This window comes from Streptantibioticus ferralitis (genome assembly GCF_029223525.1).
Lineage (GTDB): Bacteria > Actinomycetota > Actinomycetes > Streptomycetales > Streptomycetaceae > Streptantibioticus_A > Streptantibioticus_A ferralitis.
In genome coordinates this window covers 79,035-91,963 of sequence record NZ_JARHTQ010000007.1, presented here as the reverse complement: position 1 = coordinate 91,963, position 12,929 = coordinate 79,035, and the positions used below count along the sequence as shown (strand labels likewise).

Below are 12,929 nucleotides of genomic sequence, written 5' to 3'. Positions count from 1 at the left end.
GATCCGAGCGCCGCTCGGCGGGATCGGGGCCGCGCCCACGGCATTCCGCTGGCCGGTTCCCGGAGGAACACTTCTGCCGGGCGGCGACGCAAAGTCACTGGGTGATTTCCATGGACATGACCGGCAAAAAATCGCGAACGGGACCTCACGACGGAAACAGTGATCGACCGGAGGGCCGTTCGAATCCAAGCCTGTGACGCACCTGTGAAATTACTGTCAACCACGAAGATGTGACCGTCGCTTCTCGTATACGTTGTTCGGGAGTAACCGGCCACCGGACGTTGGCCCGTATCCCGCTATTCCCCGAGGCCGGGCGCACCTAGCTTTCGATTCGGTTCAACGTGCTACTACCGCGCGCGTCAGCGGCTGATGGCACCGTCACTTCCGGGAAACATCAAGCGGCGCACAGTGAAATGCAAAGACAATTAAAAAACCCTTCTGCGTTATGGGTGACAAGGAGCGGCCATGCCAGACGCGAAGTCAACGGCACTTTCCCCCAGGGCGGGTGATGATCCGGGCGCGTCCGCCACACCGCGCCCCCGGGCGTTACCGCCGACTCGGGGACTGGTCCAGTTCTTCGAGCGAGCATGTGACCGAGAGCCGGAGAATACAGCCCTGATCTGCGCCGACACGCGGCTCAGCTACGCCGAACTCGACGGCCGCGCCAACCAGTTGGCGCGGCTGCTGGGACAGCGCGGCGCCAAGGAGGGCCAGGCGGTCGGAATCCTGCTGGATCGATCCGTCGACACCTACGTGGCGCTACTCGGCATCATGAAGGCCGGTGCCGCATATGTTCCGCTGGACCCTTCGTTCCCGGCCGACCGGGTCGCGTTCATCGCGCAGGACGCCGGACTGTGCGACCTGGTGACGACCTCCACCATGTCGGCCCGGACTCGGGGACTGCCCTGCCAGGTGCTCGAACTCGACGTGGACGCGGGCCAGTTGGCCGACCAACCGGACGATCGCCCCGAGGGCGGTGTCAGCGCGTCGTCGCTGTGCTACGTCATCTACACCTCTGGAACCACCGGTCGACCCAAGGGTGTTGCCGTCTCGCACGCCAACATCGTCAACTTCCTGCGCGTCGTCACACCGATCTATCGGGTGAACAGTGCGGACCGGGTCTATCAGGGGCTGTCCATCGCCTTCGACTTCTCGGTCGAGGAGATCTGGCCCGCATGGGCGGCGGGGGCGACGCTGGTGGCCGGACCAACCGACGACCGGCGCGTCGGACAGGGGCTCGCCGACTTCCTCATCGAGAACGCGATCACCGTGCTGTGCTGCGTTCCGACGCTGCTGACCACCATCGAGGCCGAAGTACCCACCCTGCGCAGCCTGTTGGTCAGCGGAGAGGCCTGCCCACCGGACCTGGTACGCCGCTGGCACCGCCCCGGGCGCCGCATCCTCAACGCGTACGGCCCCACCGAATCGACCGTCACGGCGACCTGCGGGGAACTGCTGCCCCATCGGCCGGTCACCATCGGCACCCCGCTGCCCACCTACCGGATCTACATCCTCAACGACCGGCTGCGCCCGGTCGCCGAAGGTGAGAGCGGTGAAATCTGCGTCGGCGGTCCGGGGGTGGCGATCGGCTACCTCAACCGGCCGGAGCTCACCGCGGAACGCTTCGTGACCAATCCGGTGGAGCACGAGCGGGCGGAGAACCCGCGGATCTACCGCACGGGCGATCTGGGGCGGTTCACCTCCGCCGGAGAGATCGAGTTCCTGGGCCGGATCGACACCCAGGTGAAGATCCGCGGATACCGCATCGAGTTGGCCGAGATCGAGGAGGTACTGCGCGAGGACCACGCGGTCGAGAACGCGGTGGTCACCCCGCTGGAGCGGGACGGCGTGGTGCAGGACCTGGTCGGCTACGTCACGCTGAACGGCCGTACGGGCCATGACACCCAGGATGACCTGCGCACGCGCTTGCACACCGCGCTGCGTCGCAGGCTTCCGGACTACATGATCCCGTCGTTCGTCGAGGTGCTGCCCGAATTCCCGCTGCTGGCGGCCGACAAGGTGGACCGTACCGCGCTGCCCGCCGCCACCTCTCCCCCGCTCGCGCGACGCCTCAGACCCCATGCCGCCGCACGGACCCCGGTGGAGCGCCGACTGGCCGCGGTATGGCGGGAAGTTCTGGGCACCGAGACGATCTCGGTGGAGGACGACTTCTTCTGCGACCTGGGCGGCCACTCCATGGCGGCGGCCCGCCTCGTCTCCCGGCTACGGCGGCAACCGGAGCTGGCGACAGTGGCGATGGCCGATCTGTACGCCCACCCCACCATCCGCGATCTGGCCACGTTCCTCGACACCGGTGACGCGACGCCGGCCGAACAGCGATCGGCGGCGCCTGTCCCTCCGGCCAGGCGCCACTCCACCGCCCGGGTCATAGCGTGCGGACTTGCCCAAATAGCCGCACTGTACGGGTGGTTGCTGCTGATCGGCCTGCCCGTCGGCGTGCTCGTCTACCGGCTGTTGGCCGTGTGGCACGTCCCGGCGCGCGCAGTCGCGCCCGGCTCCGCGCTGGACCAGCTGAGCCGCCTGGGGTTCGGCTCGTTCGTTCCGCTGGAGATCGGATGGCTGCTGGTCAGCCTGCTGGCGTTGCCGCTGCTCGGCGGGCGGCTGCTGATGTCCGGGGTACGCCCCGGCTGGTATCCGCTGTGGGGTGTGACGTACCTGAGGTTCTGGCTTTACGGCAAGGTGCTGGCGATGTCGCCGCTCGCCCTGCTGACCGGCTCACCGCTGCTGCCGCCCCTGCTTCGGCTGCTGGGGGCGGGGATCGGGCGCGGTTGCCACCTGTCCTCGGTCATCGCGTTGCCGACCTTCGTGACGATCGGCGACGAGGCGAGCATCGGATACGGCGCGCGGGTGCAGTCCTTCCTGGTCCAGGACGGCTGGCTGCGGCTGGCGCCGGTCACGCTCGGCGACCGGAGCTTCGTGGGGACCAACAGCGTCATCATGCCGGGCGCCGTGGTCGGCAGCGACGCGTCCGTGGGAGACCAGTCGCTGGTGCCCGCGGACCAGACCGTACCGGCCGACGAGCACTGGTCCGGGTCTCCGGCCCGCCGACAGGCCGCTCCCCCACCGGTACTTGAGGCCCTGGCTGCGGACGCCGACCACCGGCGGTGGCCCCTGCGGCTGATCGGCGGATACGCCGCGGGCGCGCTGGTGCTCATACTGGTGCCGCTGATCATCGCCGACACGGCTGGGACGCTCGTCGGCTATGTGGCGGTCCAGGACGGCTTCGGCTGGGCCTGCGCGTCCACGGCCGCGGTCGGGCCGTTGGTCGTGCTGCTCACCTGCGCCCTGGTGCTGGTGGTCAAGCGTGCGGTGCTGCCGAAAGTGCGGGCGGGCGTCTACCCGGAACGTAGCGGCTTCGGGGTGCGCAAATGGATCGCCGACGGTCTGATGACCACCAGCATGGTGCTCACCCACGCGCTGTACTCCACCCTCTACCTGGTGCCGTTCCTCCGTATGCTCGGTGCGCGCACCGGTCGTTGGTCCGAAGTGGCCACCGTCAGCTTCGTCGATCCGGACATGCTGGTCATCGGAGAACGCAGCTTCGTGGCGGACGTCAGTGTGGTGGGGCCCGCCGTCTTCCACCGGGGCCGGATCGCTCTGGCACCGGCGGAGGTGGGACGCCGAAGCTTCGTCGGCAACGGCGCGCTGGTGCCGGGCTCCTGCCGGATGGGCGACAACAGCCTGCTGGGTGTGCACTCGGTGGCGCCGACCCGGCCGGTGGACCCCGAGACGACCTGGTTGGGATCACCGGCCATCTTCCTGCCCCGCCGGGAGGCCAGCCAGGACTTCCCTGCGAAGTTCACCTACCACCCCAGCCCCGGGCTCATCGCCGCACGCCTGGTGATCGAGTACTTCCGGGTGACCCTGCCCGCCACGATCGCGGCACTCGGCGTCCTGGTAAGCCTGTACGCCTCGATCCACCTCGCCAGGTCGGCCTCCCCGCTCGCCCTCTTCCTGTTGGGACCGGCGCTGCTGCTCTGCGTCGGTGTGCTCTCCACCCTGGTGACTGTGGCCCTGAAATGGCTGGTCATCGGCCGCTATCGACCGCGGGTCGAACCGCTGTGGGGGATCTGGGTGCGGCGCACCGAACTCATCACGGGGCTGTTCGAGAACCTCGTCGTGCCCTCCCTGGTGAACTTCCTGACCGGCACCCCGTGGATGGCCACGATGATGCGGCTGTTCGGCGCCCGCATCGGCCGACGGGTGTGGCTGGCCACCACCTACATGACGGAGTTCGACCTCGTGGAGGTCGGCGACGACGCGGCCGTCGGAGAGGTCACATCCCTGCAGACCCACCTGTTCGAGGACCGGGTGATGAAGATGTCCAACGTCAGGGTCGGAAAGGCCAGTTCGGTCGGCCCCCGGTCCGTCGTCCTCTATGACGCCGAAGTCGGCGACGGTACCTCACTGGATGCGCTGTCCCTGGTCATGAAGGGCGAGCGACTGCCCGACCAGACCCGCTGGCGCGGCATTCCGGCCCGCCCCTGCTGAGCATACGACGGCGTACGGCAGCACGCCGTCGGCGGCCGAGAGCCGCATCGACCCATCACGCCTGCCTCCTTCGACACTTCGCGGAGACACTCATGACATCGCTCGACCAGTGCAGCCCATGGACCGCCCCACACGTCGACCACGAGCTGCCGGGCCCCCGCTCGGCCGAGTTCCTGGCGCTCCAGCAGCGCCACGAGTCCAATGCCCGAACCTACCCGCGCCGGTTACCCATCGCCATCGAGGAGGCTTCCGGAAGCTTCGTCCGGGACGTCGACGGCAATGTCTTCATCGACTTCCTCGCCGGGGCCGGTGTGCTCTCCCTGGGCCACAACCACCCCGATCTGGTGGCGGCCATGACCGCGCAACTCGGCCGGCTCACGCACGGCCTGGACTTCCCCACCCCCGCGAAGGAGGAGTTCATCGAGGCCCAACTGTCCATGCTGGCGCCGGGCCTGCGGGACCGGATGAAGTTCCACTTCTGCGGTCCGACGGGAGCGAACGCCGTCGACGCCGCGCTGAAGCTCTGCAAGACCGCGACCGGCCGCGGCGATGTGATCTCCTTCCAGGGCGGCTTCCACGGCAGCAGCCATGCCGCCATGGCGATCACCGGACTCGTTTCGCAGAAGCAACCGGTGCCCAACGGAGTACCCGGCATCCACTTCTTCCCCTACTCCTACTGCGCCAGGTGCCCGCTCGACCTGACGCCGGACACCTGCACCACCAACTGCGCCGGCTATCTGGAGCGTTCGCTGCGGGACGGCAACGGCGGAGTGCCGCTGCCCGCCGCCGTGATCCTGGAAATGGTGCAGGGCGAGGGCGGCATCATCCCCGCGCGCGCCGACTTCGTACGCCGGGTACGGGAGTTGACGCTGGAGTTGGGCATCCCGTTGGTGGTCGACGAGGTGCAAAGCGGCTGCGGACGCACCGGTACCTGGTTCGCCTTCGAGCAGTACGGTATCGAGCCCGATGTCATCGTCGCGTCCAAGGCGTTGAGCGGCATCGGTACACCGGTCGCCGTCATCCTCTACGACCGGCGACTTGACGTGTGGGCGCCGGGCGCGCACACCGGGACCTTCCGCGGCAACCAACTGGCCTTCGCCGCCGGCGCGGAGGCGGTGCGCGTCTTCCGCCGCGACGACGTGCTGGGCAACGTGCGCCAGCGCGGGGAGCAGATCACCAGGGCACTCGCCGGGCTGCATGCCGACCCCTGGGTCAGCGAGGTGCGCGGTCGCGGACTGATGTGGGGGATCGAGTTCGCCGACCCCACCGACGGCGGCCCGGCGGGCGAACTCGCCACCGAAGTGCAGGCCCGCGCACTGCGGCGCGGGTTGATCGTCGAGGTCGGCGGCCGCGCCGACTGCGTGGTCCGTCTGATGCCACCGCTCAACGTCACCGCGGAAGTCGTCGACACCGCCTGCGCGATCCTCGTCGGCGCGATCGCCGAAGCGACCAGGGACAAGGCACGGCAGGAGGCGTGACCACGTGGCTCTCATCGTCCAGAAGTACGGCGGCTCCTCGGTGCGCGACACCGAGCGGATCAAGAAGGTCGCCGAGCACATCGTCGCGACCCGCAAGGCAGGTCACGACGTCGTGGTGGTGGTCTCCGCGATGGGCGGCACCACCGACGAACTGCTCGGCCTGGCGCAGGAGGTGACCGCCGCACCCACGCCACGCGAGCTGGACATGCTGCTGACATCGGGCGAGCGCGTCTCGAACGCCCTGGTCGCCATGGCCATCCAGGCGCTCGATGGCGCAGCGTGCTCCCTGACCGGCTCGCAGGCGGGGGTGTTCACCAACGCCGCGCACGGCAGGGCACGGATCACCGACATGGACCCCGGCCGGGTACGGCAGGAGCTCGACCGCGGCGCGATCGTCCTGGTCGCGGGGTTCCAGGGAGTCAACCGGGAAACCGGCGACGTCACCACGTTGGGCCGTGGCGGCTCCGACACCACGGCGATAGCGCTGGCCGCCGCCCTGAAGGCCGACACCTGCGAGATCTACACCGACGTGGACGGGGTCTACACCGCGGACCCGAGGATCGTGCCGGACGCCGGGCGGCTGGACCACATCACCTACGAGACGATGCAGGAGCTGGCCGCATGCGGCGCCAGAGTGCTGGCGCCGCGCAGTGTGGAGTACGCCCGCCGCCACGGCGTACCCGTACACGTGCGCTCCTCGTACCACAGCAGGCCGGGCACCATGGTCTGCGCGGCCCGCGAGGTGCCCGCCGCCGAACGGCCGTCGATCACCGGGGTCGCACACGACGAGTCCGGTGCCAAGATCACCGTGACCGGTCTGCCCGACCGGCCCGCCCACGCCGCCCGAGTCTTCCGGGCCGTCACCGACGCCGGGGCCGAGCTCGACATGGCGGTGCAGAACGCATCGCACCCAGCCGACGGTCGTACAGAACTGTCCTTCCTCGTTCCGGCGGACCGCTGTCTGTCCGTGCTGGCGGCGCTGCGCGGACAGCACGCGGAGATCGGGTTCGAGGACATCTGCCTGGACCAGCACATCGGCAAGGTCTCGCTGGTCGGAACCGGTATGCGCGCACAACCCGGGGTGCTCGCCACCTTCTGCGAGACCCTGGCCGCGGCGGGAGTGAACATCGACATCATCTCCACCTCGGGAATCCGGATCTCGGCCGTGTGCCGGGCCGCTCAACTGGGCGACGCCGTCCGTGCGTTGCATACGGCATTCGGGCTGGGGACACCTGAGGCACCGGCCATGGTCTCGGCCGAGGGAGAGGAGGTCCGCGCAAGGACGTAGCGGGACCGTTCGCCAACGAGGGCCGCGGCCTCGGGCAGTCACCTTGGGGACGGGATCGGCAAGCGCCCGTCCCCTGCCCGGCATCCCGCCCAGCCAGTGCCCAAAGGGAGGAATTCGCGTGGAGTCGAGGGGGGCGGGAGACCTCGGACGGCACAGGTACTTTCCCCGGCATGGAAGCGATGACTACCGGGTCCTGCGGTACCGCATACAGCTGGACTGGAAGCCGGGATCCGGTCGCGTCCTCGGCACCGCGAGCATCACCGTGGTCCCGGAGCGCGCGCTGGACGTGCTCAGTCTGGATCTGTCCCGTATGGAGGTCTCCCGGGTCGTCGCCGCCGACGTGCCCGCGGAGTTCCGGCGGCGGAAGAAGAAGCTGTACATCAGGCCCGGCCTGCCGTTGCCGCCCGGACGGCCCGTTGACATCGAGGTCGGCTACCGCGGTGTCCCGAGACCGGTGGGGATCCCGGAACTGGACGACGAGGCAGGCTGGTTCCGGACCCGCGACGGCGTCGCTGTGATGAGCGAACCGCTGGGCGCCCCCTCGTGGTTCCCGAGCAACGACCGGCCGGACGACAAGGCCCGGTACCGGATAGCGGTGACGGCACCGGAGGCCTACCAGGTGTGCGCCAACGGACGGTTGGCGCTGCGGCGACCGGTCGGCGGGCACCGCACCGAGTGGGTCTACGATCACCAGGAGCCGATGTCAGCCTATCTGGCGACCGTCGCGATCGGCCGTTTCGTGTGGGACGAGCAGTCCGGCGGTCCGCCGGGAGTACTGCTGCGGAACGCGTTCCCCGAACGCCTGGTGGATCGCGCACGGTTCGACTTCGGCCGCCAGCCGCGGATGCTCCGGTTGTTCTCCGACCTGTTCGGCCGGTTCCCCTTCGAGCAGTACGGGGCCGTCGTGGTGGACGCCGTGGTCGGCGACCCGCTGGAGGCGCAGACGTTATCCGTCTTCGGAACCGACCGGATCGACGGCAGACGGGGCCATGAGGACGAGGTGGCACACGAGTTGGCCCACCAGTGGTTCGGCGACAGCGTCGGCATCGGCGACTGGCGGGACATCTGGCTCAAGGAGGGCTTCGCGACCTACGCCGAGTGGCTGTGGTCCCAGGCGACCGGCGGCCCCGGCGCCCACGCGATGGCAGCGTCCCAGCTGGCCGAACTGCGCGCGGTCGGCCAGGACTTCGTCATCGCCGACCCCGGTCCCGCCGCGCTCTACGACGAGCGCCTCTACAGCCGGGGAGCGTCGACACTGCACGCCCTGCGACTGACCGTGGGTGACGAGAGGTTCTTCGGCATCCTCCGGGAGTGGGTGGCCCGGTACCGGGGCGGCAGCGCCGGTACCGAACGTTTCGTCGCGCTCGCCGAGTTGGTGTCGGGCGTCGCACTGGGTGACTTCTTCCACGACTGGCTGTACACCACGGCGCTTCCCGAACTACCGCCCGCAGGGACCGGTTCAGGCCGTTCCGGTAAGCCTGGCGCCGGGTGAGCCGAGCTCTCGGCAGACATCGGACGAGAACGCGGTTCCGCCCCGCCCGGCATCGAGCCGAGCGGGGCGAAACCTTCCTTCACCTGTGCGTCACCTCGTGCACCAGCGGACGTACCGGTAGTTGTTCACGTAGTGGGCGGGGACCCAGCCCTGCCCGTCGGCGAGCTTGTACCAGCGGTCGTTGGCGCCGACCCGGCTGCCCTCGGCCTTGCACACGATCCAGACGTGCATGCCGTTGCTGATGGTCCCGGTGACCCACCGGTTGACGCCGGGTCCGTAGTGGACGGTCAGCGGCTCCGGGGATACCACGCGCCCCTCGACGTGGTGGTGCCAGCGGCCGTAGTGGGCCGGAGTGAGGGCCTGAGCCCCGGCGGCCGTCGTCAGCGTGCCGACCGCGACTCCCGCGGTGAGCAGGGCCGCGGTGACGGACCTGCGGATGGAGTGACGTTTCATCATGACGCTCCTCTCTCCAATACCGGCACATACAATTGGATTTGCTGTTTTGCCGGTATTGGCATGGAGTATCTGCCCATGACGTGATCCGTTGTACGCCACACGTTGGGGTGATTGGGCAGTCGGGTGACTTGACCGGCTCACAGTTGCCACACAGCCAGGCGGACACACCCGGGCACGTGGGCTCGCACCACCCGACCCCCCGGCCGATCCTTGCCGACGAACTGACGCCGCCACCCGGACGGTTGGTGCACCGCACCCACGGGCGACCGCCAGAAGTGGTCAACAACCGCCAGCAACTTTCCATCCTTCAGGGGATTCCCTTCGGCGTGTCTGGATGAAGTCCGGGGGTGTCGGCAACCCTACGTATGCGACAAATCACCCTATTGGCCTTCATGGGTCCTTACCTGAAAGGGAGGGGGATCGCTGCCATGCCTGTTGCGCCAGAAGAGGCCCAGTTCGAGCTCGCCGGACACGATGCGGAACGCCGGCGGGACACTGGTCGTGCCGCGGTCGCCAGTGCCTGGGTCAGACGGATTGCCCATCTCGGGCGAAGCGTTTCAAGGGCGCGCGTCCGCGATGCTTCGATGCGGCTGCGCCGCGATGAAGAAAGGTAAAGCCGCCGCCCATGGGCGGCATGCCCGGCGACCCGCGCCCCGCGAGGCGAGTTGGTCCCAGGAGCCCACGCCCCTTGAGGAGAACGGGAGATGGTCGGGCCGACTGCGCCTGACCATGTTCGTCGTCCTGCTGGGCGCGGTCATGCTCTACCTCGACTCGTCCGTCGTCCATGTCGCGCTGCGGTCGCTGTCCACCGGCCTGCACATGTCGTTGAGCACCACGCAGTGGATCGTCTCGGCCTACATGCTGGCCTTCGCGGCCGCGGTCCCCACAAGTACCTGGGCCGCGCAGCGATTCGGCCCGGAGCAGATGTACCTGACCGCGATGGGCGTCTTCACCGTCGCATCCGCGTTGTGCGGCCTGTCCGAGGCCCCTTGGCAGCTCATCGGCGTCCGCGCGGTGCAGGGAGTCGGCGCCGGACTGATCAGTTCGGTCAGCCGGATCATGCTCGTCACCGCCGCCGGCCCCCATCGGCTGCCGAGGGCCATGGCCGCTTTCAGCATTCCGGTGATGCTGGTCGCGGTCCTCGGGCCGCTGGCGGGTGGCGGACTGCTGGCCTACGAGGGTTGGCGTTCGATCTTCTTCATCAACGTGCCGCTCGGTATCGTCGCCACGCTCCTGGCGCGCCGACTCGTGGAGCCCAGGCCGCCGCGTCCCACGGCATCCCTCGATGTGATCGGGCTGCTGCTGGTCTCCCCCGGGCTGGCCTCCCTGACGTTCGCGCTGACCCAGGCCGGTCATGCCGGGAAGTTGGGCTGCCCGGCCGTGGTGGTCCCGTTGTGCGCCGGGACCGTACTGATCACGGCCTTCATCGTCTGGTCGCTCCAGGGAGAAAGTCCGCTGCTGGATCTGCGGCTCTACCGGAACGGGGTGTTCCGGGCGGCCGCACAGTCGATGCTGGTGACCGGCGCGGTCGTGTTCGGCGGAACGATCCTGTTGCCGCTGTACCTTCAGACCGTCCGGGGCGACGACCCTTGGCGGACCGGTCTGCTCATCGCGCCGCAGGGGCTGGGCACGGCCGCCGCGATGTGGCTGTCCGGCCGGTTGTTCGAGCGGCTGGGCAGTGCCACCGTCCTGGTCGGCAGCGGCGCCGTGCTGCTCGCCACGCTGCCGTTCGCCTTCCTGACGACAACGACGCCGTACTGGTGGCTGATCACCGCCACGGTGCTCCGGGGCGTGGGTGTCGGGCTGGCGCACACCCAGGCGATGACCGCCGCCTACCAGTCGCTCTCCCCCACGCACATCGGTCAGGCCAGCACACAGTTCAACACCCTTGAGCACGTGGGCGGTTCGCTGGGCAGCGCGACGCTGGTGCTCCTGCTGGCCCGTATGCCCTACACCTACAGCCCGGCGCCGATATCCAGGGCGCATGCGGTCGACCTCGCCTACTGGGCGCTGATCGGGGTGAGCGGATGCAGCATGTTGCCCGCGGCCGCCCTGGTCGCGGCGCAGCGCAGGAGCCACCGGCCCGTCCCCGCCGTCTCCCCGCATTGACATGCAGGCGTTTGCCTGCACAAGGTGAGGCGTGCACAGCACCGAGATGGACAAGCCGGACATGGACCAGGTCTTCAAACGCTGGCCGCCCAGACCCGGCGGTATCTGCTGGACAGGCTGCACGAGCACAACGGGCAGACCCTGGGAGAGCTGTGCGAGTGCCGGGAGATGACGCGCCAGTCGGCCACCCAGCACCTGGCCGTCCTGGAGGCCGCCAACCTGATGAGCACGGTGCGGCGCGGACGGGGGAAGCTCCACTACCTCAATCCCGTCCCCCTCCATGACATCCGGGAGCGGTGGATCGGCAAGTTCGAGCGCCCGCGTCTGCAAGCGCTCGGCGTACTGAAACGACGAGCGGAGGGCGCCATGGCGGACACGCCCGCATTGGTGTACGTGATCTACATCGAGAGCACACCGGAGAAGGTCTGGCACGCGCTGACCGACGCCGATCTGACGGCCGAGTACTGGGGCCACAGCAACGTTTCGGACTGGCAGTCCGGCTCGACCTGGGAGCACCGGCGCACGGACGGTACAGGCGTCGCCGATGTCGTCGGCGCGGTCATGGAGAGCGACCCGCCGAAGCGACTGGTGACCACCTGGGCCGCACCGGGCGATGAGCGGGCCGACGGCCCCTCCCGGGTCACCTTCGACATCGAGCCGTACGGCGAGATCGTCCGGCTCACCGTGACCCATGAGAACCTGGCCGACGAGGCCGAACGGAACGCGGCCGCCGCGGGCTGGGCCGCGGTGCTGTCCAACCTGAAGTCCTTCATCGAGACCGGCACCCCGCTGCCGCAGAAGCCGTGGCTGGTCCCTGAGCGGTGATCGGCCGCGGACCCCGCCGGTCTTCTCGCCGACAGCCGGCGCCGCTGCCGTCGCCGCGGTACCGCTTGACGGCAGGTGTCACGTTTGCCGCAGTGCGGAGGCGAGGGGGCCCTCGCCACGCAGCTGGATCCTGCCCTGTTTCAGCCCTGCTTCGAGGGACAGGGAGTCGTCCGCGATGGCGACACAGGTCTCGGTGCCCAAGATGAGCCGCGCGTCGGCGAGTTGGGCCGGACCGTCGCCGTAGGTCAGTTCGCCGTCATCGAACCGCAGATGGAACACGCCTTCCTCAAGCTGTATCTCGATGGTGCCCGCCTGGAAGGCCAGGTGCTTCAGGCGGCTCATCAGCGGGATGGCGAACCAGTGGGCCCGCATGGCGTCGGTGGCCCTGCGCTCGCTCAACGCCGGGGAGCCCCACCCGGCCAGCGCCACGAGGACAGGCAGCAGATCGCGGCCGTGCGGGGTGAGTTCGTAGACCACGGCGGTAGCGGGCGGGGGCAGTCGGCGGCGGGTCGTCAGGCCGTCGCGCTCCATGTCCCTCAGCCGTGAGGCAAGGACGTCGGTGCTGACGCCGGGCAGATCGGCGTGCAGGTCGGTGTAGCGGCGGGGGCCCGCCAGCAGTTCCCGCACGATCAGCAGGGTCCATCTGTCCCCAACGGTGTCCAGAGCCCGGGCGATGGCGCAGTACTGGTCGTAGCTTCGACGTGGCATGCGGCTCAGTCTAGACATGAGGTTGGACTTTCCAAGCGCCAACTTGGTAAAACCAAGTCCA

The 12,929-nt window shown here is 68.9% G+C and carries 7 protein-coding genes and 1 pseudogene; 6 read left to right on the top strand and 2 right to left on the bottom strand.

Annotation, left to right across the window (positions count from 1 at the left end; translation table 11 throughout):
• Positions 1-465: 465 nt before the first annotated feature.
• The 4 genes from P2L57_RS13110 to P2L57_RS13095 all read left to right on the top strand — a co-directional run bounded on the left by P2L57_RS13110 (position 466) and on the right by P2L57_RS13095 (position 8,770).
• Positions 466-4,512 (top strand): Pls/PosA family non-ribosomal peptide synthetase, encoded by a 4,047-nt coding sequence (locus P2L57_RS13110; protein WP_275813165.1) that lies wholly within the window; start codon positions 466-468, stop codon positions 4,510-4,512.
• Between the two features lie 92 nt (positions 4,513-4,604).
• Entirely contained in the window at positions 4,605-5,990 is a 1,386-nt protein-coding gene (locus P2L57_RS13105) for an aspartate aminotransferase family protein (RefSeq protein ID WP_275813162.1), read from the top strand.
• A gap of 4 nt (positions 5,991-5,994) precedes the next feature.
• Positions 5,995-7,278, top strand: a complete 1,284-nt coding sequence (locus P2L57_RS13100) for an aspartate kinase (protein WP_275813159.1) — start codon at positions 5,995-5,997, stop codon at positions 7,276-7,278.
• 118 nt (positions 7,279-7,396) lie between these two features.
• Entirely contained in the window at positions 7,397-8,770 is a 1,374-nt protein-coding gene (locus P2L57_RS13095; protein ID WP_275813156.1) for a M1 family metallopeptidase, read from the top strand.
• Positions 8,771-8,860: 90 nt separating this feature from the next.
• On the opposite strand, the gene P2L57_RS13090 is transcribed toward P2L57_RS13095, so the two are convergent.
• Positions 8,861-9,226 carry an SH3 domain-containing protein gene (locus P2L57_RS13090; protein WP_275813153.1) on the bottom strand — a complete coding sequence of 122 codons (366 nt, stop codon included), beginning with the start codon at positions 9,224-9,226 and terminating at the stop codon, positions 8,861-8,863.
• A 600-nt stretch (positions 9,227-9,826) separates the two neighbouring features.
• Here P2L57_RS13090 and P2L57_RS13085 point away from each other — a divergent pair.
• Both P2L57_RS13085 and P2L57_RS13080 read left to right on the top strand, forming a co-directional pair.
• A complete protein-coding gene (locus P2L57_RS13085; RefSeq protein WP_275813150.1) occupies positions 9,827-11,335 on the top strand; it encodes a DHA2 family efflux MFS transporter permease subunit in 1,509 nt (502 codons plus the stop codon).
• Between the two features lie 61 nt (positions 11,336-11,396).
• Positions 11,397-12,160 (top strand): annotated as a pseudogene (locus P2L57_RS13080) (ArsR/SmtB family transcription factor).
• Between the two features lie 78 nt (positions 12,161-12,238).
• On the opposite strand, the gene P2L57_RS13075 reads toward P2L57_RS13080, so the two are convergent.
• The gene (locus tag P2L57_RS13075) at positions 12,239-12,886 is read right to left on the bottom strand and encodes a winged helix-turn-helix transcriptional regulator (RefSeq protein ID WP_372515696.1); all 648 of its coding nucleotides are present in this window, start codon (positions 12,884-12,886) and stop codon (positions 12,239-12,241) included.
• Positions 12,887-12,929 lie beyond the last annotated feature (43 nt).

Excerpts from the sequence above, each read along its gene's own strand:
- P2L57_RS13075 (WP_372515696.1), bottom strand. The coding sequence starts at position 12,886 with ATGTCTAGACTGAGCCGCATGCCACGTCGAAGCTACGACCAGTACTGC.
- P2L57_RS13110 (WP_275813165.1), top strand. The coding sequence starts at position 466 with ATGCCAGACGCGAAGTCAACGGCACTTTCCCCCAGGGCGGGTGATGAT.
- P2L57_RS13105 (WP_275813162.1), top strand. The coding sequence starts at position 4,605 with ATGACATCGCTCGACCAGTGCAGCCCATGGACCGCCCCACACGTCGAC.
- P2L57_RS13090 (WP_275813153.1), bottom strand. The coding sequence starts at position 9,226 with ATGATGAAACGTCACTCCATCCGCAGGTCCGTCACCGCGGCCCTGCTC.
- P2L57_RS13085 (WP_275813150.1), top strand. The coding sequence starts at position 9,827 with ATGAAGAAAGGTAAAGCCGCCGCCCATGGGCGGCATGCCCGGCGACCC.